The sequence below is a fragment of the Arthrobacter sp. Cza30 genome (genome assembly GCF_059090765.1).
On sequence record NZ_JBNHGA010000001.1, the window covers coordinates 735,337 to 756,272 of the forward strand.

Consider the following 20,936-nt stretch of genomic DNA (forward strand, 5'->3'; position numbering starts at 1 on the left):
GCACGTGCTCAGTCCAGGACGACCACGTCGAGGTCGACCGAGTCGCAGGCGCGACGATCGCGCACGCCGACGCGGTCCGGGCGCAGGACATCCCCGGCCGAGTACCGCGCGTCGGTCGAGACCAGGACGCGGTTCACGCCGTTCACCAGCAGCAGGGGAGCCGCAAGCGCCCGCAGGGGCGGGGTGAGGCGGCGCTCGATCATCTCGATGAGGACGTCGAGGCCGGCCACGCCCACGAATGTGCCGTCGACGGTGACCGGCGCGGCGGCCGTCATCGTGTACTCGTCACTGCAGAGGTAGTCGACGTACGGCCCCGCGACATGCGGCTTGCCGGTCAGCAACGGCACGCGGAACCACTCGAGCTCGCGGTAGTCGATGCCCTGCTTCACGGACTGCGCCGGGAAGACGAGCTTGCGGCGCTCGGCGCCCTGCCACCAGGCGAGGTGGCTGGAGGCGTCGGTGAGCAGGTCCACCGTGGCGATGAAGCCCGCGCCGTAGATCCGCTCGCCGGGGTGGTCGAACAGCGCCCGCGCGTGCGGCTCGACCAGGTCGTCGATGCGCGATGCGGTGAGGCCCTCGGGCCCGTGGGCGCGGATCGCCTCGCCGAGCCGTCCCGCGTGCTCCTCGAGCTGCGGCAGGAGACCACGGAAGTAGGCCGAGACGACGGCGGCGGCCTGCTCGAGCGCCGTCGCGCCCTCGGCGGTGCGGGGTGGAGCAGACGTCGCGGGCATGTCGTCTCCCAAGGTCAGTGGCTGCGTCGACGGCGACCGTGCCGTGAACGCATCGTACACACGCGCGCGCCCGTCACGAATCGTCGGCGTGCATGCGCAGCGCATCCAGCGCATCGATCGACGCTGTGACGAGCTCTTCGATCGCACTGCTCGCCGACGACTCGTCGCCGGCATCGACGGCGTCGAGCGTCCGCTCGAGCAGCTCGCGCTGACGTCTCCGCAGCGCCGGATCCACGTCGATCAGGCGCAGCAGGGGCGAGAGCTCCGCCTGGAGTCGCATCTGGTCGCGTGTCAGACGCGCCGACTGGCTCAGCGCCACCAGCTCGAGGTGCAGGTCGTCCATCGACTGGCGCCAGACGCCCAGCTGGCGGGAATCGAGCTCCCCGTCCAGCGCGTCGAGCCGGCCGAGGTGGGACCGGATCGTCGCGACCTCGCCGGGAGCCGCGCGCCGTGCGGCCAGGCGCACGCCGGCTGTGGTGAGGGCGGCGTAGTGGACTCCGAGATCGCGGATGGCCAGTCGCGACGAAGCGAGAAGGGTCTCGTGCGCGAACACGAGCGGATCGGCCGTCTCGGAGACGAAGCTGCCGCCGTTGCGCCCGCGGCGTGTCGTGACCAGGCCGCGCGCCCGAAGAGCGAGGAGCGCCTCGCGCACCGTTGTGGGCGCCACACCCATCGTGCGGGCGAGATCGGCCTCGGAGGGGAGGCGATCGCCCGCGCGCAGATGCCCGCCCGTGATCGCCTCGGCCAGGCGCTTCTCGACGAGTTCGGCGCGCCCAGCGTCCCCGATCGGCATCAAAATCGACCCCTCCAGACGGCGAGGGCGTCGATCTCGGCCCGGCAGCTGGCTGGTCACGTGCTCATCCTCTCACCCGGCGTTTTCGGCAACCTGAGCGTGACGGCGAAGAAATCCGCTTGAAATATAACCTCTGGTTTCATATGTTTACTCGTGCCCTCAAGCACAGAGTCGTCCCGAGGAGTCCGCATGTCGTCCACCGTCGCCGCTGCATCCGTCGCCCCCACCGAGGCGGCCGCCTCCGGCCATGTCTCGCTGACGGGCGTCACCAAGTCGTTCGGCGACCTCACGGCGGTGCGAGACCTCGAGCTCGACGTCAGCCAGGGGGAGTTCCTGTCGATGCTCGGCCCATCGGGTTCCGGCAAGACGACGGTGCTGCGGATGATCGCGGGTTTCGAGGACGTCACCAGCGGAACCATCCGCATCGGCGGAGAGGATGTCACACGCATCCCGCCTCATCGGCGCCCCGTCAACACGGTCTTCCAGGACTACGCGCTCTTCCCCCACCTGACGATCGCGGAGAACGTCGCGTACGGCCTCCGCGTCCGAGGCCAGTCCAAGAGGGAGCGGCAGGCGGCGGTGGACGCCGCGCTGGCGCAGGTGCGCCTCGATCACGTGGCGTCGCGCCTTCCCCACCAGCTCTCCGGCGGGCAGCGTCAGCGGATCGCACTCGCCCGGGCCCTCATCCTCCGCCCCCGCGTGCTGCTGCTCGATGAGCCGCTGGGCGCCCTGGACAAGCAGCTTCGCGAGGAGATGCAGATCGAGCTCAAGAGCATCCAGCGCGAGGTCGGCATCACCTTCATCTTCGTCACGCATGACCAGGAAGAGGCGCTGACCCTGAGCGACCGGGTGGCCGTGTTCAACGACGGGCGCATCGAGCAGATCGGCAGCGCGCGCGAGGTCTACGAGTACCCCCGAACCGAGTTCGTCGCCCGATTCCTCGGGCTGTCGAACATCATCCCGGCAGAGACGGCACAGCGCCTCACAGGCACCGCCGCGGCGATCAGCATCCGCCCGGAACGCGTGCGGCTGCTGGCGCCCGATGAGCAGGTCAGCCGCGACGACGTCGTGGTGGAGGGCCACGTCGCCGAAATCGTCTACACGGGGCCCACCACCCGCGTGATCGTCGACGGGATCGATGGCCTCCGGCTCATCGCCGAGACCCAGAACAGCCATCACCCGTCTGCCGATGTCACCGTGCGCCGCGGCGACCGCGTGCGTGTCGCCTGGGCGTCCAGCCACGCCGCCGAGCTGCCGTGACCACCAGTCGCAGTACCCATCCACCGAGAAGCGAAAGCAAGGAGCAGAACATGAGAAGCAGGCTCATCACCGGTGCCGCCGCCGTAGCGGTCGCCGCACTGGCCCTGACCGGCTGCAGCACGGCCGCCGAAGAAGAGGCCGCCGGCGGTGCGGGCGGACTGTCGATCGACGTGCCCGACGTGCCCATGCAGGAGGAGCTGGGCGAGTACGAGGGCGAGGTCGACATCATCGCGTGGAGCGGCTTCGTCGAGCCGGCCTGGTCGGACGCGTTCACCGCGGAGACCGGCTGCGTCGTCAACCGTCGTGTCGCCGGCACCAGTGACGAGATGGTGCAGCTCATGCGCACCGGCGACTACGACCTCGTGTCGGCATCGGGCGACGCGAGCCTGCGCCTGATCGCCGGCGGCGACGTCGCGCCGATCAATCTCGACCTCATCCCGAACTTCGGCGACGACATCGTCCCGGGCATGAAGGGACAGCTGTACGACACGATCAACGGCAAGTCGTACGGTGTGCCGATCGGCCGCGGCGCGAACATCCTGCAGTACAACAGCGAGGTCGTCACGGAGGAGCCCACGAGCTGGTCCGTGGCCTGGGAGGAGGACAGCCCCTACGCCGGCAAGATCATCGCGTACGACGCCCCCATCTACATCGCCGACGCCGCGGTGTACCTCATGGCGCACGAGCCGGAGCTCGGCATCGAGAACCCGTACGCGCTGGACAAGGAGCAGCTGGCCGCCGCCGTGGATCTGCTGAAGAAGCAGAACGGGATCGTGTCGGAGTACTGGTCGGACCCCGCGGCGCAGATCACGTCGTTCGTGGGCGGCAACACCGTCCTCGGGACGTCCTGGGAGGTCCTGCGCAAGCTCACCGAGGACGACAAGTTCAAGAGCGTGCTGCCCGAAGAGGGATCGACCGGATGGTCGGACGCCTGGATGCTGTCGTCCCAGTCCGACAGTCCCAACTGCGCGTACGCATGGATGGACTACACCAGCTCGCCCGAGGTCAACGGCGCGATCGCGATGAACTTCGGCATGGCGCCCGCGAACGCCGCGTTCTGCGAGCTGAACGACGAGGCGAAGGCGCACTGCGACTACTACAACGCCACCGACGAGGAGTACTTCGAGAAGGTCTGGTTCTGGACCACCCCGATCGAGCAGTGCATCGACGGGCGCACGGACGTCCAGTGCACGAACTTCCAGGAGTGGACCGACGCCTGGCTGACCGTCAAGGGCTGATGAGCCGGGGTGGGCGGCGCCCGACGCCGCCCGCCCGACCGGTGGGCGGTGCCCCCCAGCGCCGCCCGCCTTCTCCGGGTGGGCGGCGACCCCAGCGCCGCCCACCCACCTCCGGCCGGTCGTCGGCCGATCCGCATCGAAGGGAACGCACATGAAGCGTCGATCGCACGTCGCAGGACTGCTCGCGCTGCCGATGCTCTGGCTCGTGGGCATCTACATCTTCTCGCTGGCCATGCTGCTGGTCACGGCGTTCTGGACGACCGACCCCTTCACCTCGAAGGTGAAGCCGGGATTCACGATGCGCAACTTCGAGCAGCTGGTCGCGAACCCCGCCTACCTGTCCACCGCAGTGCGCACGCTGCTGATCGCGCTCGCGGTGACGGCGCTCAGCATGCTCATCTCCATTCCGCTCGGGCTGTTCATGGCGAAGATCGCGAAGCCGTGGCTGCGTGCTGTGCTCGCCGTGGCGATCACCCTCCCGCTCTGGGCCGGCTACCTCGTGAAGATCCTCGCGATGCGCGTGACGTTCACCGAAGGAGGCTTCTTCAACGGGATGCTCGCACCCCTCGGGATCTCCGGTCCCGGGTTCGGCGTGACGACGGTGATCCTCACGCTCACGTACCTCTGGCTGCCCTATATGGCCGTGCCGGTGTACACCGCGATCCGTCAGCTGCCGGCGAATCTCTTCGACGCCGCATCCGACCTCGGCGCGGGGGCGTGGCGCACCATCCGGACCGTCGTGCTCCCGCTCATCAAGCCGGCCATCATCGCCGGCTCCATCTTCACCTTCTCCCTGAGCCTCGGCGACTACATCGCCGCCAAGTTCGTCGGCGGGTCCACGCAGATGATCGGCAGCATCATCGCCTCCAACATAAACCTCAACCCGCCGATCGCGGCCGCGTTCTCGGTCGTGCCCATCGCGTTCGTCGTCATCTATCTGCTGAGCGTGCAGCGCACCGGCGCGCTCGAGCGGATGTAGGAGGTCCTCATGCTTCGACTCTCGCGCGGCGCGAAGGTCATCCTCGGCCTCCTCGTGGCCATCGTGCTCGTCTTCATGTACGTCCCGCTGCTGCTGGTGGTGCTCAACTCGTTCAACGAGGCGCGCATCGCCAGCTGGCCCATCCGCGGCTTCTCACTGGAGTGGTGGGGCAAGGCCTTCGTCAGCGAGCCGATCCGGCTGGCGCTGCTCAACTCCGTCCTCGTCGGACTCGGCGCCACGGCGGTCGCGCTGATCCTCGGGACGCTCGTGGCGTTCGCGCTGCAGCGGTACGCCTTCTTCGGCAAGCAGCCGGTGAACCTGCTCGTGGTCCTGCCGATCGCGCTGCCCGGCGTCGTCACCGGCGTGGCGCTGAACAACACGTACAACCAGCTGCTCGAGCCGGTCGGCATCCAGGTGGGGTACTTCGGCATGATCATCGCGCACGCCACCTTCTGCATCGTGATGGTGTTCAACAACGTGTTCGCGCGCCTGCGGCGCATGAGCCCGAACGTCGAGGAGGCGTCGCGAGACCTCGGTGCGACACCGTGGCAGACGTTCTCGCTCATCACGTTCCCGCAGTTCCGGTCGGCGTTCATCGCCGGCGGCATCCTGGCGTTCGCGCTGTCGTTCGACGAGGTGGTGGTGACCATCTTCACCGCCCCACCCGGCGTCGACACGCTGCCTCTGTGGATGATGAACCAGATGGCGCGGCCCAACGAGGCCAGCATGGTCAACGTCGTCGCCACCGTGGTGATCCTCTTCTCGCTGCTGCCCGTCTGGGCGTCGCAGCGGCTCGGCCGCGAGATCGGCGACCGCAGGTAGGGGAGCAGATGTCACGCGCGGTCGAGCTCGTCGGCGAGGGCGCGTGCCGCGACCGAGACGACCGGCCACGCGCCCTCCGAGCTGTTACCCAGGGCGGTAGCCGTCGTGGCGGTCGCGGGCACGTGGCGCGACCACATCGATACACCGGCATCCTGGCCCTGTACGGACACCGCTCGCCCTGACGGATGCACCCAGAAGCCCAGGCCGTATCGGGACGAGCCCCCGGTGTCGTGGAGGGGTCGGGTCATCATGTCGACGCTGTCGCGCGAGACGAGCACACCGTCGAACAGCGCCCGCCAGAAGCGGTGCAGATCGCGGGCGGTCGTGAAGGCACCACCGTCGCCGTTGCCGATCACCGGCAGATGCAGGGTGTTCACGCGATCGCCTTCCGCGTGCAGATAGCCGCGTGCAACGGTGCCGGGCAGGTCGTCCATCCGGAGGAAGTCGGTCTCCTCCAGCCCGGCCCGTGCGAACACCAGCCGTCGGACGGCGTCCTGGTACGCCTCGCCGGTCGACCGCTCGAGCACGAGCGCCAGCACCACGTATCCGCCGTTGCAGTAGGAGAAGCGCTCGCCGGGCGGGAACTTCTGCGCGCGACCGTCCAGCACCGGCAGGAACGCCTCGGCGGTGGTCAGCGTGTGCACCGGGGCGGCCAGCGCGTACTCGGCGGGATCCCACTCGTCGTCCTCCTCCAGATAGTCGCCGATCCCGGACGTGTGGCCGAGGAGGTGCTCGATCGTGACGGCGTCGTCGATGAGCGGCAGGTCGGCGCCGAGCACATCCCGGACCGGAAGATCCAGGCGGAGGGTCCCGTCCTCGACGAGCCGCATGACAGCCAGCGCCGTGAAGGCCTTGCTTCCGCTCGCCATGGCGAACCGCATGGTGGTCGCGTTGGGAACCGCGAACGCCCGGTGCGCGAAGCCGTAGGCCGCCTCGAAGACGCGCTGATCCGCGACGTCCACGGTGAGAACTCCGGTGAATCGCCCGTCGGCGGCAGCCTCGTCCACGAGGGACCGGTCGAGTCTCATGGTGTTCTCCGTTCAGCGGGCGCGGCTCGCGGTCCGGTCCACGCTACGGGGAGATTCACGACGACGGGTGGGCGGTCTTCACGACGGTCAGAAGGAGCGCCGCGTCCTCGAGGGCGTCGACGCTCTGGCGCTGCAGGGGGACGGAGGTGTGATCGCCGGACGACCCCTCCCACACGATGTCGCCGGCGTTGACCCGCACGCGGCCGGCGAGGACCTGCAGGGTCGCTTCACCGGGACTCTCGTGCTCGCTCATGCGCTCGCCGGCCCGCAGGGCGATCACGGTCTGGCGCAGGATGTGCTCGTGGTCGCCCTGGATGGTCCGGGCCGCGCGTCCGCTCGACGCAGCCCGAGCGGTGCTCATCAGCTCCGCGACCAGATCGGTGAGGTTGTCGTCGTCCATCGGCGCCCCTTCGTCGTCGCGTCCCCGTGGCACCAGCGTCACCTGTGCGCTGGGCCGATGCAAGCCCCACGCCGCGTCCGTTCATGCGACGTAGCGTGGAAGCGTGGATGCGTCGCCCTTCTTCACGGTCGGTCACTCCACCCGCACCGTCGAGGAGTTCATCCGGCTGCTGCGCGCGGGGGACGTGGGCACCGTCGCGGACATCCGTCGCCTCCCCGGATCCCGCACGCACCCGCAGTTCCAGCGAGACGCGCTGGCGGAGACACTGGCTGAGGCCGGCATCCGGTACACGCACGTCCCTGAACTGGGCGGGCGCCGCGCGCGGCAGCCGGACGTGCCCGATGACCTCAACGCGTTCTGGCGCAATCGCAGCTTCCACAACTACGCCGACTACGCCCTGGGCGAGGAGTTCCGCTCGGGGCTGCGTCGCCTCCTGGCACTCGGAGCGGACCGGCCGCCGGCCGTCATGTGCTCGGAGGCGGTGTGGTGGCGGTGTCACCGGCGCATCGTCGCCGACCATCTGCTCGCCGGCGGCGCGGAGGTGTTCCATCTGATGGGGGAGGGTCGCGCCGAGCCGGCGCGCATGACGGAGGCGGCGCGTCGGTCGGAGGAGGGGATGCTGGTCTACCCCGCGAGCGGGGGTTGACATGCCGGCGCTCCGGCTTGGAGTGTCGGGAGGTGCGGTCGCGTCGGACGCGACCGGGAGACGGCCGGTGGAACGGCCGGAGAAGGAGGTTCGCGATGCGGCTGGCAATGGTGGGACTCGGACGGATGGGCGCGAACATCGCGCGCCGCCTGATGCGCGACGGACACGAATGCGTCGTGTTCGACGTCAACGCCGACGCGGTGACGGCGCTGGCAGCGGAGGGCGGGATCGGTGCCGAGAGCCTCGCCGACGTCGCCGCTCAGCTGGAGACTCCGCGCGTGGTCTGGCTCATGATTCCCGCCGGTCTGACCGGGCGGGTCGTCGACGAGGTCGCCGCCGTCCTGGAGCCCGGCGACATCATCATCGACGGCGGCAACTCGAACTATCGCGACGACGTGCGCCGGGCGGCGAAGCTGAGGGAAGCCGGCATCCACTATGTCGACGTCGGCACGAGCGGCGGCGTGTTCGGCCTCGATCGCGGATACTGCCTCATGGTCGGCGGACCGGATGAGGCCGTCGCCGAGATCGAGCCCATTCTTCGGACCATCGCTCCGGGCGCCGGCGAGATCCCTCGCACGCCCGGCCGCTCGGGCGACCTCGCGCCCGAGGAGCAGGGGTACCTGCACTGCGGGCCCTCCGGCGCCGGCCACTTCGTGAAGATGGTCCACAACGGCATCGAGTACGGGATCATGGCGGCCATCGCGGAGGGGCTGAACATCCTCGAGAACGCGGATGCCGGCATCCGCGAGTCCGTGCACTCCGCTGAGGTCGCTCCGCTGGAGGAGCCGGAGTTCTACCAGTTCACGATCGACACGCCCAAGGTGACGGAACTCTGGCGGCGGGGATCGGTCATCTCGTCCTGGCTGCTCGACCTCACCGCCGCCGCCCTGCAGGAGAACCCCACGCTCGACGGCATCGCCGGCCGCGTCTCCGACTCCGGCGAGGGTCGCTGGACCGTCAAGGCGGCGGTGGACGTGGGGGTGCCCGTCCCGGTGCTCGCGGCGTCCCTCTTCGAGCGGTTCGCCTCGCGCGATGAGGACCGGTTCGCCAACCAGGTCCTCTCCGCCATGCGACTGCAGTTCGGCGGCCACCAGGAGCTGCCCGCCGGCGACGTCCTGGAGGCCGGCTCGCGCAAGGCCGAGTCGAACGCGACGAGCGACACCACCCAGTGACGGCCCCGGGCGCTCAGGAGGCGGGCTCGGCGTACCAGCCGCTGGTGCCGACCTGAGCGCCCAGGCGCGGCGCGTACTGGTCGAAGTACACGCGCGCGACCAGTTCGCGCCGGCTGGCGACGCCGGCCTTGTCGAAGATCGACTTGAGATGGTCCTGCACGGTGTACGGCGACACGTGCATCTCGGCGGCGATCTCCTTCGTGTCCGCACCGCGCAGCACGATCGCGACGACCTCGCGCTCCCGCGCGGTCAGCTCGAACGCCGCTGAGACGAGGTCCAGCACCTCCTGCGGGCGAGCCTCCTCGATCGTGACCACCACGTCGCCCGCCCGGTCGTCCGTCCCGCCCAGCGGCGCGGCGTGCAGCACCAGCCACACGCCGTCGCCGGTGCGCGCCCGGACGCGAGGCATCCTGTCGATCTCACCGCGCGCGAATCGGCGCGCCGCGCTCACGAGCGCCTGCACCGAGGTGAGCGGATCGCCCATTCCGGGGACGACCGCCATGCGCCCGAGGTGGGCCTGAGCTCCCGGCGTGGACTGCACGATGCGGTCGTGCGCGTCGAACACGATCACGGCGGGCCCCGTCGCGGGCAGGGCATCGACGCGGCTGAGCTGCGCGAGCAGACCGGTGCGGATGCCTCGCGTGAACGCCGGTGCGACGGCCGCGATGAAGCCCAATTCGTCCTCGTCGAACGCAGGGTCGTCGCTGCCGCGGAACAGCGAGATGTGCCCCCAGGCGCCGTTGCGGTCGGCGAAGACGGCGCGGGCCTCGTCATGGAAGTCGAAATACGGGACGAGCAGGTCGGCCATGCGCACCGATCGGTCGATCGCCCCGCGCGTGAGGTGCTGGACGCCGATGACGGAATGGCCGGTCCTCACCAGCGCGGTGATCGACGTCGGGTCGTCGCCGCCGTATTCGATCTGCGACCACATCACGTCCTGCTCGTTCCGGCCGTCGAGCACGCCGAGCTTGCGGGCGCTGGAGACCATGGTGGTCGCCGGGTCGAGCGTGGACACGCACGCCGCGACGAAGGGGACGACCGACTGCAGCGCCGCCGCCGCCTCGTCCATGAAGCGGTGCAGCGGCAAGCCGGCGCGCGAGACGACGTCGATGTCGCTGCGCGCGCGCCCGATCGCCAGAGCGGATGCCATGGAAGAAGTGTGCTCCCGCGCGCGCCGATGCGCCATCCCAGGTATCTGGGGGGTTGGAAGTCCCTCGTGATCTGGGATGGTGCGCGCCGATCCCGATCAGGGAAAGTGGCCGCATCGTCACCGATCGAACCCGATGGAGCCGTCATGAGCCTTTCCGAAACCACCTCCGATACCCGCGCGGCCGCGCTGCGCGACGCGCTCGGCGATCGCGTCGTCCTGCCCGGCGACCCCGCGTACGACCTCGCCCGCGTCCCATGGAACGTCGCCGTCGACCAGCGCCCCTTCGCGGTGGCCCGTCCGGAGACCGCGGAGGACGTGGTCGACGTCGTGCGCGCCGCCGTGGCGTCCGGTCTCCGGGTCGCTCCGCAGTCGACCGGCCACGCCGCGGCCGCGCTCGCGGACACCGATCTCTCCGATGCCGTGCTTCTCTCGCTGGCCCACCTGCGCGGTGTGACGGTCGACCCCGCGACCCGCGCGGCGCGGGTGCTCGGCGGGTCGGTGTGGGCCGACGTGCTGGCCGCAGCCGCACCCCATGGCCTCACCGCGCTCCACGGCAGCGCCGGCGACGTGTCGGTCGCCGGCTACAGCCTGAGCGGCGGCATGTCGTTCTACGCCCGCGAGCACGGACTGGCCGTCAACACCGTACGTGCCGTGCAGCTCGTGACGGCCGACGGTCGTCTCGTGCGGGCGAGCGCCGACGAGAACGCCGAGCTGTTCTGGGCGGTGCGTGGCGGGTCGGGCGCCTTCGGCGTCGTCGTCTCGCTCGAGATCGACCTGCTGCCCTACGCCGACGTCTTCGCCGGCATGCTGCTGTGGGACGCCGCACGCGCGGCCGACGTCGCGCACGCGTGGGCGGCGTGGACCGCCACGGCGCCCGAGAGCGCGACCACGTCGCTGCGGGTGATGCACTTCCCGCCGCTCCCCGAACTCCCGCCGTTCCTCGCAGGCCGGTCTCTCGTGGTCATAGACGGCGCGATCCGCGAGACGGATGAAGCCGCGTCCGCCATCCTGGAGCCCCTGCGCGCCCTGTCGCCGGAGATGGACACCTTCGCCCGCATACCGGCTGCCGGTCTGCTCGCCGTCCACATGGACCCGCCCGGGCCGACGCCGGCGGCGACCGCGCATGCGGTGCTCGGCTCGCTCCCCTCCGACGCGGTGGAGACGTTCCTCGCCGCGGCCTCCGCTCCCGGGCTCTTCATCGCCGAACTCCGCCACGTCGGCGGTGCGGTCGCGCGGCGTCCGCTGCACGCCGGGGCCGTCGGCGCCTTCCCCGGCGAGTATGTGGCGCACACCATCGCGATGGTGCCCGTCCCCGAGGCGATGCCCGCAGCGAATGCCGCCGTCCGGGGCGGCATCGCCGCCCTGGCGCCGTGGCACATCGACGCGCGCGTGCTGACCTTCCTCGACGGCGGCGTGGACCGCGCGCCGGGCTTCGGGGAATCCCTTGCGCGGCTGCGGGAGCTGAAGTCCCTGTACGACCCGCAGGGCGTGTTCGCCGCAGCACAGCCGGTGTAGAGCGTCGCGGGTCGGGCCGGAGGGAGGGGCGCGCCCGGGGAACGCGCCCCTCCTTCCTCGTCGACGCCGGTGGAGCCGGCTAGCCGAGCCCGCGCAGCTTCTCCAGGAGCGGGCCTGCGGCCTCAGCGAGGAACCGATCCTGCTGCTCGTCGCCGATCTGCACGATCGCGACGTCGGTGAATCCGGCGTCTATGAACGGTCGGACGCTCTCGGCGATGGCATCCAGATCCGGCCCGCACGCGATGGAGCCTGCGACGTCCTCCGGACGCACGAACTGCGTGGCGGCGGCGAAGCTCCCGGGATTGGGGAGCTCGGCGTTCACGGCCCATCCGCCCCCGAACCAGCGGAACTGCTCGTGCGCACGCTGGATGGCCGTCTCTTCGTCCGGATCCCACGAGATGGGGACCTGGCCGATCTTGCGCGACGTACTGCCCGACGAACGGTTGCGCGCCTGGTCCCACTGCTCCACGAGCGAGGCCTGCGGCTCCACCGCGATGAGGTGATCGGCCAGCGGGGCGAAGGACTCGATGCCCTCGGCGCCCGACACCGCCACCGCGATGTCCACCGGCGTGTCGGGGTTGTCCCACACCCGCGCCGAATCCACGCGGAAGTAGTGGCCGTCGTAGGTGACGAGGTCGCCGCTGTGCAGTTCGCGGATGATCTCGATCGCCTCGACCAGCATCGACTGGCGTGTGTCGACGCTCGGCCAGCCCTCGCCCACGATGTGCTCGTTGAGGCTCTCGCCCGAGCCCAGCCCCAGCGTGAAGCGTCCGTCGCTGAGCAGCTGCAGCGTCGCGGCCTTCTGCGCGACGATCGCGGGGTGGTACCGCATGGTGGGGCAGGTCACGTATGTCATGAGGTCGACGCGGGATGTCGCGTGGGCGACCGCGCCGAGAACCGTCCACGCGTGGGGGGAGTGGCCCTGGCTCATGAGCCACGGCGAGTAATGGTCGCTCGAGACCTCGAAGTCGAAGCCGACGTCCTCCGCCGCCTGCGCGTACCGGACCAGCTCGCGGGGCCCGCTCTGCTCTCCCATGAGGGTGTAACCGAATCGCACCATGCCGGGGACGATACGCGGGGACCCGCACCCTCGCACGGGTATTGCGAGCCCGGAAGCGGGGGTGATATCCGACCGGCTAGCATAGGGCGCATGGGAACGATCTACAGCGCGCCGACGATGGCGTGCGACGTCTTCATCCGCGACCGCCGCGCCTGACGGCGCATTCGCAGTCGTCGCGATAGCGCCGTCGTCCGGGAGTCCTCGCACCCCGGGCGCACGCGATGGTCCCCGCATCCGGCGTCGGGGTGCTCCAACTCTTCACCGTGGAGCGCTCATGCGAAATCGTTCATCCTTCGGCGGCCGACACGAGCTCGGCCAGAACTTCCTCACCCACCGTCCGACGATCCAGCAGATCGTCGGCATCGTGACCCGCACGCACGGCGCGATCCTCGAGATCGGTGCGGGCGACGGCGCGTTGACCGGTCCGCTCGCAGGCCTCGGGCGCGACCTCGTCGCCATCGACATCGACGAGGATCGCGTGCGGACCCTGCGTGACCGGCTGCCGCAGGTCCGTGTGCTGCACGCCGACGCGCTGCGGCATCCGCTGGATCGCCCCGTCGTGGTCGGCAATGTGCCCTACCACGTGACGACGCCGATCCTGCGGCGGCTGTTGTCGCGGAGCGTCTGGCAGCACGCGGTGCTGCTGACCCAGTGGGAGGTGGCTCGCAAACGCGCCGGCGTCGGCGGCGGCACGATGATGACGGCCCAGGCTGCGCCCTGGTTCGACTTCGAGCTCCACGGCCGCGTGCCGGCGCGGCACTTCCGTCCGATGCCCAGCGTCGACGGCGGCATCCTGACGATCACGCGGCGCGCCTCGCCGCTCGTGCACAGCCGGGACCGGCTCGCGTATGAGCGGCTCGTGCGGGAGATGTTCACCGGCACGGGGAACGGTGTGGTCGCGCTCGTCCAGCGCAGCGCCCGCCTGAGCCGGTCGCAGGCGAGGGCGGTGACGAGTCGGGCGGGAATCGCCCACGACCGCCTTCCCCGTGATCTGCGCCCGGAGCAATGGGCCGCGCTGTGGCGCGAGGTGAACCCTAGGCTGGGACCCGGCGCGAGGGGGACCACGGCGAGATGACAGCGGCACGTCCGGGCGGCGAGCGGTCGTTCCTCCGCTTCTGGACCGGCGCCGCCCTGAGCGCGTTCGGCAGCGCTGTCACGGCCGTCGCTGTGCCGGTGCTCGTCGTCCAGGTGCTCGGGGCCTCGCCCGTCGAGGTGGGGATCGTCAACGCGGCGCAGGTCCTGCCGTACGCCGTCCTCGGCCTGGTCGCCGGCGTCTTCGTCGACCGATGGCGCCGCGTGCGGGTGCTCATGTGGGCGAGCGTCGGACGCGCGGTCGTCCTTGCGGCGATCCCGATGCTGTGGCTGGCGGGCGGGCTGGAGATCTGGTCGCTGGCGGTTCTGCTGCTGATCTTCGGATCGCTCATGGTCTTCGGTTTCGCGGCATCCCAGTCGCTTCTGCCGCAGCTGGTCTCGCGCGACCGGCTGCTGATCGCGAACGCCCGCCTGGATCAGACGGATGCCGCCGCCCAGACGGCCGGCCCGGCGCTCGGGGGTGGCCTGGTGAGCGTGCTCGGGGCGCCGGCGGCGATCGCGGTGGACGGGCTGACCTACCTCGTCGAGGCGGCCGTCGTGGCACGGCTGCGGATCCAGGAGCCGCCTCGGCGACGCGCCGCGGCAGGCGGAATCCGCCGCGAGATCGGGGAGGGACTGCGGTGGGGGTATCGGCACCGCGCGCTGGCGCCGCTGGCCGTCTCGACGCACGTGTGGTTCATCGCCAACGCCGCGGCCTTCACGACGCTCGCCATCTACGCCCTGAGGGATCTGGCGCTTGCGCCGGTGGCATACGGGATGCTGTTCGCCGCGGCGGGAGTCGCCACGCTCACGGGTGCGGTGCTGTCGCCGTGGCTCGGCCGCACCGCCGGCGCGGGGCGCACGATCGCCCTCGCCCGCGCGGTGTATCCCCTCGCGTGGCTGCTGGTGGCGGTCACGGCGATCCACGCGGCGACGCGCGAAGCCGCGGCCGGCCTTCTGGCGGCGGCTCTCATGCTGCAGGGAGTCGCCGCCGGTGTCGAGAACGCCAACGAGATGGCGTACCGGCAGGCCGTGACCCCGGACGCGATGCTCGGCCGCGTGAACGCGACGATGCGGTCGGCGAACCGCACGATGGCCGCCGTGGGTGCGCTGCTCGGCGGTGTGGCGGTGGGGCTCGTCGGTCCGGGCGTCACTTTCGGCGCGGTCGTCGCCGTGTTCGCCGTCGCGGCAGCCATCGCCCTCTTCTCGCCGGTATGGGGCGCGCGGCACGGCGACGACGATGCGGGGATGCAGACGGCAGAATGACCGTGTGGCGACGACGCTCCTGCTCATCTCCGACACGCACATCCCGGGTCGGGCACGGAGGCTGCCCGACGCGGTCCTGCACGCCGCGGATGCCGCAGACCTGGTGCTTCACGCCGGCGACTGGGTCGCGGCATCCGTCCTGGACGACCTCAGCGCCCACGCGGAGGTGCTCGGCGTGTACGGCAACAACGATGGGGCCGACCTGCGCGCCCGACTGCCGGAGGTCGCGCGACGAGACATCGACGGCGTCCGCGTGGCGGTCGTGCACGAGACCGGCGATGCGCGTCGCCGCGAAGCGCGCATCGACGCCGCGTTCGACGACATCGACGTGCTCGTGTTCGGGCACAGTCACATCCCGTGGGACACGACGACGCCCGGCGGCATCCGGCTGCTCAACCCGGGATCGCCGACCGATCGGCGCCGGCAGCCGCGACACACCATGATGACGGCGGTCGCCGACGGCGGCGTCCTGCGGGACGTCACGCTGATCGGGCTGTGAAAGGCCGGCGAGATGACACCGCACCGGCTCACGCGCGACGACGCCCGCCGCATCATCGTGCGCGCGCAGCTGCTCGAGGCCGACCGGCCCGGCGACGTGGTGGAGGTCGCCGAGCAGCTGGGCTACATCAAGATCGACCCCACGGCGCCCATCGCCTCGTGCGAGCACACGGTGCTGTGGTCGCGCATCGGCTGGTCGTACGAGACCGGTCAGCTGACCAAGGCGGTCGAGGGGGACCGGCTGCTGTTCGAGTTCGACGGCGCCTTCCGTCCCGTGAGCCTGCTGCCCCTGATGCTGCCCGCGATGCGGCGCTGGCCGCAGCGCGAGAGCAGTCGGCAGTGGCTGGAGGCGAATGCCCGGTTCCGCGTCGACGTGCTCGCCCGTCTGCGTGCCGAGGGACCGCTGCTGGCTGCCGAGATCCCCGACACCGCCCAGGTCACGCGCGCGCCCGACGGCTGGTCGGGCTCGAACCAGGTGCCGCACATGCTGGAGTTCCTGATGCGTCGGGGCGAAGTGGCGATCGCCGGCCGCGAGGGACGCCACCGGCGGTGGGATCTCGCCGAGCGCGTCTACCCGCCGGACCTGCCCGAATACGACGACGAGGAGGCGGCACGCCTCCTCGCGGAGCGCCGACTGCAGGCGGCGGGCCTGGCCAAGCAGAAGTCACCGTGGACGCCGGTCGGTGACGCGGGGGAGCCCGCCACGGTGGAGGGCAGCCGGTGGCGATTCCGCGTCGACCCGGACGCGATCGCGGCGCTCGCTGAGGACCGTGGCGGACGCGCGGCGCTTCTGAACCCCTACGACAGCATGCTGTTCGACCGGCCGCGCCTGACGGAGGTGTTCGACTTCACGTACGTGCTCGAGCAGTTCAAGCCCAAGGCTCAGCGCCACTACGGGTTCTTCGCGCACCCGATCCTGCTCGCAGATCGCTTCGTGGGGATGCTGGACGCCGAAGTCGACCGCGATCGCGAGGTGCTGCGCGTGAACGCGGTGCACGAGCTCATGCCGCTCGAGCCGGAGGAGCACGACATGGTCCGCGCCGAGGTCGCCGACCTCGCCGAGTGGCTCGGCGTGAGTGTCAGCGGGATCGATCGGTAGCGCCGGCAGCCGGTTCCCGGGCAGAGTGAAGGCGTTCGCTCGATCCCCGTACAGGAGACGCCCTATGACCCGTCACGCCGGTATCGCTCCGTTCTCACCCAACCCCGACTTCGACTTCGACATCCGCATCGCCCTCGGCAGCAGTGTGGAAGGCGCCGCCGAGCCGGGCGAGGTGCTCGCCGCGACCGCCGGCGTGGGGAAGCACGACCACGAGGCGTGGTTCGGCGCCTGGAAGGGCATCGCCGAGAGGGCCGCGGCGATCGCGGACGAGTCGGCCGCCGCGGGGCACGGCACCAGCGCCGCGCAGGCGTACCTGCGTGCGTCCGCTTACTACGCCGTCGCGGTGAACGCCGCGAGCGCGCTCGCCGACGACAGTCGCCTGCATCCGACATTCGAGTCGCAGCAACGCGCGTGGGAGGCGTTCGTCGACCACGTGCCGTCGACCGTCGAACGCGTCGGCATACCGTACGAGGACTCGGCGCTGCCGGGGTACTTCTTCCGCGCGCCCGCCGGGGACGGCGAGCCCGCGGCCACGCTCGTCGCCGTCAACGGCAGCGACGGGTCTCTCGCGGCGCTCTGGGCGGCGTGCGTCGCTCCCGCCCTGCGCCGCGGATACAACGTCCTGGTCTTCGACGGGCCCGGCCAGCAGTCGCAGCTGTTTCAGCTCGGAACCACGTTCCGGCCCGACTGGGAGCACGTGCTCACCCCCGTGTACGACGCTGTCGCGGCGCTGGATGGCGTGGTCGCGGACCGCATCGCGGTCTACGGGATCAGCCAAGGCGGGTACTGGGTCGCGCGTGCTCTCGCGTTCGAGCACCGCTTCGCCGCCGGCATCACCGATCCCGGTGTCGTGGACGTGTCGACGTCCTGGACCGACCACCTGCCGAGAAGCCTGAGGGCCCTGCTGGAAGCGGGGGAGAACGAGAAGTTCGACCGTGAGATGGCGCTGGCCATGAGGTTCTCTCCCGGGCTCTCCCGGACCTGGAGCTTCCGCGCCCGGCCCTTCGGCACGAGCGGCTATGCAGAGACGCTCGACGCCGTCCGGGCCTACACCGTCGCAGATGTCGCCCCGCAGATCACCACGCCCCTGCTGATCCTCTCCCCCGAGGGAGAGCAGTTCTGGCCGGGGCAGGCCGATCAGCTTTCAGCTCTCACGCGATCGGTCTCGACCCTTGTCCGGTTCACCGCCGCCGAAGGCGCCGACCAGCACTGCCAGCCGCTCGCTCGGACGCTCACGGCTCAGCGCATGTTCGACTGGCTCGACGAGCGTCTCGCCGCGTGAATCACGCTCGCGTCGACACCCAGCCGAGCGCCGGCGCGACGTATCTCGCGAAGGACTCCACGACGCGCAGGTTGAACTCCACGCCGAGCTGACTGGGAATGGTCAGCATCAGCGTGTCGGCGCTCGCGATCGCGGCATCCTCCTTGAGCTGCTCGACCAGCACGTCGGGCTCCGCGGCATACGTCTTGCCGAAGGTGGAGCGCATGCCGTCGATGATGCCGATCTGGTCGCCGTCCTGGCGGCCGCCGAAGTACATCGCGTCCTCGGCCGTGGTGATCGGGAAGATCGAGCGGCTCACCGACACGCGCGGCTCGCGCTCGTGCCCCGCGGACCGCCAGGCGGCGCGGAAGGCGTCGATCTGCTCGGCCTGCAGCAGGTCGAACGGACGTCCGTCGGCCTCGGTCAGCAGGGTCGACGACATCAGGTTGACGCCGGTGCGGCCGGCCCACTCCGCCGTCTCGCGGGTTCCCGCTCCCCACCACACGCGGGAGCGCAGCCCGGGGGAGTGCGGCTCGATGCGCTGCAGGCCCGAGGCCCCCGCGCCGAACGGCGAGCCCGGGTCGCGTTCAGCCAGACCCTCGCCCTCGATCGCGCGCAGGAACAGGTCGAAGTGCGCCCGGGCGATATCGGCGCCCCGGGGGTCCTGCGACCCGGTGTAGCCGAAGGCCTCGTAGCCGCGCACGACCGTCTCGGGTGACCCGCGACTCACACCCAGTGCGAGACGGCCCCCCGAGAGCAGGTCGACCGACGCGGCCTCCTCGGCGAGGTACAGCGGGTTCTCGTAGCGCATGTCGATCACGCCCGTGCCCATTTCGATGCGCTCGGTTCGTGCGGCGATCGCCGCCAGCAGCGGCATGGGCGAGGACTGCTGCCGCGCGAAGTGGTGCACGCGGAAATACACGCCGTCGACGCCGAGCTCGTCCATGCCCTGGGCCAGATCGACGGCCTGCAGCAGCGAGTCGGCGGCTGTCAGCTGGCGGCCGCCGCCCAGAGGGCCGTAGTGTCCGAACGAGAGGGTTCCGAAGCGCTGCATGTCGATGACAACGGTACGCCGGCCTCATCCATTCCGGTGAATACACAGTGCGGCGGGGGCGGTGTCGGAGGTGGGCGGTAACCTGGCGCGATGACCAGCCGGATCCGCCCCGCCCGCGAGGGAGACGAGACCCGCGTCGCCGAGGTCTGGGAATCGGCGTGGCGCGACGGTCACCTCGGCCATGTCCCACAACAGCTCCTGGCGCATCGCACGGCCGAGACGTTCCTCTCCCGAACGGTCGCGATGCTCGGTCGCACGCATGTCGCCGAGGTCGACGGCGTCATCGTCGGATTCGTCACCCTCAAGGGCGACGAGGTCGAGCAGCTCTTCGTCGACGCGTCCGCTCGCGGCACCGGCGTCGCCCGCGATCTGCTCGCACACGGCGCCTCACAGCTGAGGGCCGCCGGTCATGCCACGCCGTGGCTGGCGGTGGTCACCGGCAACGCGCGGGCACGACACTTCTATGAGCGAGAGGGCTGGCGCGACACCGGGCATCTGGACTACGAGGCGGCCGTCGAGGGGGGCACGGTCACCGTCTCCTGCCGCCGGTACGAGCTCGTCGTGACCGACTGACGCACTCCGACGCAACCCCCCTGTCCCACGCGAACCGGCGTGCTTACGATGGCGAGACCAAACCGGAGCCGGCGGAGGGAGAGATCGTGCAGGTTCGCGTGGCCGGCGTCGCCCTCGACGCCTCGGGGCAGCACGTGCTGCTGCTCAAGCCCATCGACGAGATGCCCGGCGACGGATATGTGCTGCCGATCTGGATCGGTCAGCTCGAGGCCACCTCGATCCTGGTGGCCGTCGAGAACGCGCCCGTCCCGCGTCCGCTGTCACACGACCTCATGCGAACCATCCTCGAAACCCTCGACGCGGAGCTCGTTCGGGTCGAAGTCACTCGCATCGAGGAAGGCACCTTCTACGCCGAGCTGACGATCTCGACGGCGCTGGGGGCACGGGTCATCGACGCGCGCCCGTCGGATGCCGTGGCGCTGGCCGCCCGCGTCGGTTCGAGCATCTTCGTGGCCGAGGCCGTCATGAGCGAAGCGGGCGTCCCCGACGTGCTCACCGACACCGACACCGCCGACAGCCTCGACGAGTTCAAGCGCTTCCTCGACGACGTCGAACCGGAGGATTTCGACGGCTGACCGCCCGCGCAGCGGCCGGCAGAGGGATGTGGCGGAGGATAGGGGATTCGAACCCCTGAGGGCTTGCACCCAACACGCTTTCCAAGCGTGCGCCATAGGCCACTAGGCGAATCCTCCAGCGGCCCCGGAGGGCCAGCGACCATCCTACCCTGCTCATGCCGCGGCGCCCGACGCGTCGCGTCATCGGGCGCCGCGGAACGAGCGGGTCAGGCCGCTTCGGCGAGATCTGCGGGGAGCGCCGGCTTCCCGAGGGCGACCGAGCTCTTGTCGGTCACCACATCCCTGATGGCGGTGGTGAGGCTCGAGCGCATGCCGATCGAGCGGGCGTCGGCCATGTGGGCGCCGACGAAGCACTCCCACCCTTCCTCGTCCGAGCAGACATACCCCTTCGGGTCGTCGCCCATCACCACCCGATAGCAGGTCAGGCTCACCGGGATGATGGTGGCCTCCGGCGCGCGACCGAGGCTGGGGTGTCCCGAGTTCATCGGCGAGATCACCCGAGAGGTGGCGGCGAGGGCAGTCGTATCAACGGTCAGCGTCATCGTTCCTCCGTCATTCTCGACTGTCGTGGTCGAAACCGTTTTGGGTGGTTCCTTTGTATCCAGCGGGTGCGGACGCCGACCAATCGGGCAGCGAGGCTTGACACCGCCAGAGGACCCCGATACAGGCCGGCGTCGTCATCAACCGTCACATCCGCACACGGGCACCCGGAGGCGCATAGCCTCATCCGAGTCGCCAGAGAGGC

At 70.5% G+C, this 20,936-nt stretch carries 22 protein-coding genes and 1 tRNA gene; 14 read left to right on the forward strand and 9 right to left on the reverse strand.

What is annotated here, in order from left to right; genetic code table 11:
- Positions 1 to 8: 8 nt before the first annotated feature.
- Complete coding sequence (locus tag AC5RVZ_RS03275; protein ID WP_494064339.1) at positions 9 to 731, reverse strand: cache domain-containing protein; 723 nt, start codon at positions 729 to 731, stop codon at positions 9 to 11.
- A 73-nt stretch (positions 732 to 804) separates the two neighbouring features.
- The gene (locus AC5RVZ_RS03280) at positions 805 to 1,584 is read right to left on the reverse strand and encodes a FadR/GntR family transcriptional regulator (protein WP_494064340.1); all 780 of its coding nucleotides are present in this window, start codon (positions 1,582 to 1,584) and stop codon (positions 805 to 807) included.
- Between the two features lie 129 nt (positions 1,585 to 1,713).
- Between AC5RVZ_RS03280 and AC5RVZ_RS03285 the strand changes: the two genes are divergently transcribed.
- The 4 genes from AC5RVZ_RS03285 (at position 1,714) to AC5RVZ_RS03300 (ending at position 5,823) form a co-directional block, all read left to right on the forward strand.
- Positions 1,714 to 2,784, forward strand: a complete 1,071-nt coding sequence (locus AC5RVZ_RS03285) for an ABC transporter ATP-binding protein (protein WP_494064341.1) — start codon at positions 1,714 to 1,716, stop codon at positions 2,782 to 2,784.
- A gap of 50 nt (positions 2,785 to 2,834) precedes the next feature.
- Entirely contained in the window at positions 2,835 to 4,022 is a 1,188-nt protein-coding gene (locus AC5RVZ_RS03290) for an extracellular solute-binding protein (protein ID WP_494064342.1), read from the forward strand.
- A gap of 151 nt (positions 4,023 to 4,173) precedes the next feature.
- Complete coding sequence (locus AC5RVZ_RS03295) at positions 4,174 to 5,001, forward strand: ABC transporter permease (protein ID WP_494064343.1); 828 nt, start codon at positions 4,174 to 4,176, stop codon at positions 4,999 to 5,001.
- A gap of 9 nt (positions 5,002 to 5,010) precedes the next feature.
- Positions 5,011 to 5,823, forward strand: a complete 813-nt coding sequence (locus AC5RVZ_RS03300) for an ABC transporter permease (protein WP_494064344.1) — start codon at positions 5,011 to 5,013, stop codon at positions 5,821 to 5,823.
- Between the two features lie 11 nt (positions 5,824 to 5,834).
- Here the strand turns inward: AC5RVZ_RS03300 and AC5RVZ_RS03305 are convergent, their stop codons facing one another.
- Complete coding sequence (locus AC5RVZ_RS03305) at positions 5,835 to 6,851, reverse strand: serine hydrolase domain-containing protein (RefSeq protein ID WP_494064345.1); 1,017 nt, start codon at positions 6,849 to 6,851, stop codon at positions 5,835 to 5,837.
- A 55-nt stretch (positions 6,852 to 6,906) separates the two neighbouring features.
- Positions 6,907 to 7,284 (reverse strand): cupin domain-containing protein, encoded by a 378-nt coding sequence (locus AC5RVZ_RS03310; RefSeq protein ID WP_494064346.1) that lies wholly within the window; start codon positions 7,282 to 7,284, stop codon positions 6,907 to 6,909.
- 70 nt (positions 7,285 to 7,354) lie between these two features.
- On the opposite strand from AC5RVZ_RS03310, the gene AC5RVZ_RS03315 reads away from it, so the two are divergent.
- Positions 7,355 to 7,897 carry a DUF488 domain-containing protein gene (locus AC5RVZ_RS03315; protein ID WP_494064347.1) on the forward strand — a complete coding sequence of 181 codons (543 nt, stop codon included), beginning with the start codon at positions 7,355 to 7,357 and terminating at the stop codon, positions 7,895 to 7,897.
- A gap of 95 nt (positions 7,898 to 7,992) precedes the next feature.
- Positions 7,993 to 9,069 (forward strand): phosphogluconate dehydrogenase (NAD(+)-dependent, decarboxylating), encoded by a 1,077-nt coding sequence (gnd, locus tag AC5RVZ_RS03320; RefSeq protein WP_494064348.1) that lies wholly within the window; start codon positions 7,993 to 7,995, stop codon positions 9,067 to 9,069.
- A gap of 13 nt (positions 9,070 to 9,082) precedes the next feature.
- Here the strand turns inward: gnd and AC5RVZ_RS03325 are convergent, their stop codons facing one another.
- Complete coding sequence (locus tag AC5RVZ_RS03325; protein ID WP_494064349.1) at positions 9,083 to 10,219, reverse strand: helix-turn-helix transcriptional regulator; 1,137 nt, start codon at positions 10,217 to 10,219, stop codon at positions 9,083 to 9,085.
- A gap of 144 nt (positions 10,220 to 10,363) precedes the next feature.
- Between AC5RVZ_RS03325 and AC5RVZ_RS03330 the strand changes: the two genes are divergently transcribed.
- A complete protein-coding gene (locus AC5RVZ_RS03330) occupies positions 10,364 to 11,734 on the forward strand; it encodes an FAD-binding oxidoreductase (RefSeq protein ID WP_494064350.1) in 1,371 nt (456 codons plus the stop codon).
- A gap of 79 nt (positions 11,735 to 11,813) precedes the next feature.
- On the opposite strand, the gene AC5RVZ_RS03335 is transcribed toward AC5RVZ_RS03330, so the two are convergent.
- On the reverse strand, positions 11,814 to 12,794 hold the full coding sequence (locus AC5RVZ_RS03335) for an LLM class F420-dependent oxidoreductase (RefSeq protein WP_494064351.1): 981 nt from the start codon (positions 12,792 to 12,794) through the stop codon (positions 11,814 to 11,816).
- 274 nt (positions 12,795 to 13,068) lie between these two features.
- On the opposite strand from AC5RVZ_RS03335, the gene erm reads away from it, so the two are divergent.
- The 5 genes from erm (at position 13,069) to AC5RVZ_RS03360 (ending at position 18,010) form a co-directional block, all read left to right on the forward strand.
- Complete coding sequence (gene erm, locus AC5RVZ_RS03340; RefSeq protein WP_494064352.1) at positions 13,069 to 13,869, forward strand: 23S ribosomal RNA methyltransferase Erm; 801 nt, start codon at positions 13,069 to 13,071, stop codon at positions 13,867 to 13,869.
- The gene (locus AC5RVZ_RS03345) at positions 13,866 to 15,131 is read left to right on the forward strand and encodes an MFS transporter (RefSeq protein ID WP_494064353.1); all 1,266 of its coding nucleotides are present in this window, start codon (positions 13,866 to 13,868) and stop codon (positions 15,129 to 15,131) included. Before erm ends, AC5RVZ_RS03345 begins: the two co-directional genes overlap by 4 nt.
- Positions 15,132 to 15,135: 4 nt before the next feature.
- The gene (locus AC5RVZ_RS03350; RefSeq protein WP_494064354.1) at positions 15,136 to 15,630 is read left to right on the forward strand and encodes a metallophosphoesterase family protein; all 495 of its coding nucleotides are present in this window, start codon (positions 15,136 to 15,138) and stop codon (positions 15,628 to 15,630) included.
- Between the two features lie 12 nt (positions 15,631 to 15,642).
- Positions 15,643 to 16,728, forward strand: a complete 1,086-nt coding sequence (locus AC5RVZ_RS03355; protein ID WP_494064355.1) for a DNA glycosylase AlkZ-like family protein — start codon at positions 15,643 to 15,645, stop codon at positions 16,726 to 16,728.
- A gap of 64 nt (positions 16,729 to 16,792) precedes the next feature.
- The gene (locus AC5RVZ_RS03360; RefSeq protein WP_494064356.1) at positions 16,793 to 18,010 is read left to right on the forward strand and encodes an alpha/beta hydrolase family protein; all 1,218 of its coding nucleotides are present in this window, start codon (positions 16,793 to 16,795) and stop codon (positions 18,008 to 18,010) included.
- Position 18,011: 1 nt separating this feature from the next.
- Here the strand turns inward: AC5RVZ_RS03360 and AC5RVZ_RS03365 are convergent, their stop codons facing one another.
- Positions 18,012 to 19,043 carry an LLM class flavin-dependent oxidoreductase gene (locus AC5RVZ_RS03365; RefSeq protein WP_494064357.1) on the reverse strand — a complete coding sequence of 344 codons (1,032 nt, stop codon included), beginning with the start codon at positions 19,041 to 19,043 and terminating at the stop codon, positions 18,012 to 18,014.
- A gap of 90 nt (positions 19,044 to 19,133) precedes the next feature.
- Between AC5RVZ_RS03365 and AC5RVZ_RS03370 the strand changes: the two genes are divergently transcribed.
- Positions 19,134 to 19,616: a GNAT family N-acetyltransferase gene (locus AC5RVZ_RS03370; protein ID WP_494064358.1), complete on the forward strand. Its 483-nt coding sequence runs from the start codon at positions 19,134 to 19,136 to the stop codon at positions 19,614 to 19,616.
- 86 nt (positions 19,617 to 19,702) lie between these two features.
- Entirely contained in the window at positions 19,703 to 20,191 is a 489-nt protein-coding gene (locus AC5RVZ_RS03375) for a bifunctional nuclease family protein (RefSeq protein WP_494064359.1), read from the forward strand.
- Positions 20,192 to 20,220: 29 nt separating this feature from the next.
- Here AC5RVZ_RS03375 and AC5RVZ_RS03380 read toward each other — a convergent pair.
- Both AC5RVZ_RS03380 and AC5RVZ_RS03385 read right to left on the reverse strand, forming a co-directional pair.
- Positions 20,221 to 20,308 (reverse strand) — tRNA-Ser (locus tag AC5RVZ_RS03380).
- A gap of 89 nt (positions 20,309 to 20,397) precedes the next feature.
- On the reverse strand, positions 20,398 to 20,733 hold the full coding sequence (locus tag AC5RVZ_RS03385; protein ID WP_494064360.1) for a hypothetical protein: 336 nt from the start codon (positions 20,731 to 20,733) through the stop codon (positions 20,398 to 20,400).
- Positions 20,734 to 20,936 lie beyond the last annotated feature (203 nt).

What these genes read in the sequence shown, in the direction of transcription:
- AC5RVZ_RS03275 (WP_494064339.1), bottom strand. Translation starts at nt 731, where the DNA reads ATGCCCGCGACGTCTGCTCCACCCCGCACCGCCGAGGGCGCGACGGCG.
- AC5RVZ_RS03285 (WP_494064341.1), top strand. Translation starts at nt 1,714, where the DNA reads ATGTCGTCCACCGTCGCCGCTGCATCCGTCGCCCCCACCGAGGCGGCC.
- AC5RVZ_RS03290 (WP_494064342.1), top strand. Translation starts at nt 2,835, where the DNA reads ATGAGAAGCAGGCTCATCACCGGTGCCGCCGCCGTAGCGGTCGCCGCA.
- AC5RVZ_RS03295 (WP_494064343.1), top strand. Translation starts at nt 4,174, where the DNA reads ATGAAGCGTCGATCGCACGTCGCAGGACTGCTCGCGCTGCCGATGCTC.
- AC5RVZ_RS03300 (WP_494064344.1), top strand. Translation starts at nt 5,011, where the DNA reads ATGCTTCGACTCTCGCGCGGCGCGAAGGTCATCCTCGGCCTCCTCGTG.
- AC5RVZ_RS03305 (WP_494064345.1), bottom strand. Translation starts at nt 6,851, where the DNA reads ATGAGACTCGACCGGTCCCTCGTGGACGAGGCTGCCGCCGACGGGCGA.
- gnd (WP_494064348.1), top strand. Translation starts at nt 7,993, where the DNA reads ATGCGGCTGGCAATGGTGGGACTCGGACGGATGGGCGCGAACATCGCG.
- AC5RVZ_RS03325 (WP_494064349.1), bottom strand. Translation starts at nt 10,219, where the DNA reads ATGGCATCCGCTCTGGCGATCGGGCGCGCGCGCAGCGACATCGACGTC.
- AC5RVZ_RS03330 (WP_494064350.1), top strand. Translation starts at nt 10,364, where the DNA reads ATGAGCCTTTCCGAAACCACCTCCGATACCCGCGCGGCCGCGCTGCGC.
- AC5RVZ_RS03335 (WP_494064351.1), bottom strand. Translation starts at nt 12,794, where the DNA reads ATGGTGCGATTCGGTTACACCCTCATGGGAGAGCAGAGCGGGCCCCGC.
- erm (WP_494064352.1), top strand. Translation starts at nt 13,069, where the DNA reads ATGCGAAATCGTTCATCCTTCGGCGGCCGACACGAGCTCGGCCAGAAC.
- AC5RVZ_RS03345 (WP_494064353.1), top strand. Translation starts at nt 13,866, where the DNA reads ATGACAGCGGCACGTCCGGGCGGCGAGCGGTCGTTCCTCCGCTTCTGG.
- AC5RVZ_RS03355 (WP_494064355.1), top strand. Translation starts at nt 15,643, where the DNA reads ATGACACCGCACCGGCTCACGCGCGACGACGCCCGCCGCATCATCGTG.
- AC5RVZ_RS03360 (WP_494064356.1), top strand. Translation starts at nt 16,793, where the DNA reads ATGACCCGTCACGCCGGTATCGCTCCGTTCTCACCCAACCCCGACTTC.
- AC5RVZ_RS03365 (WP_494064357.1), bottom strand. Translation starts at nt 19,043, where the DNA reads ATGCAGCGCTTCGGAACCCTCTCGTTCGGACACTACGGCCCTCTGGGC.
- AC5RVZ_RS03370 (WP_494064358.1), top strand. Translation starts at nt 19,134, where the DNA reads ATGACCAGCCGGATCCGCCCCGCCCGCGAGGGAGACGAGACCCGCGTC.
- AC5RVZ_RS03385 (WP_494064360.1), bottom strand. Translation starts at nt 20,733, where the DNA reads ATGACGCTGACCGTTGATACGACTGCCCTCGCCGCCACCTCTCGGGTG.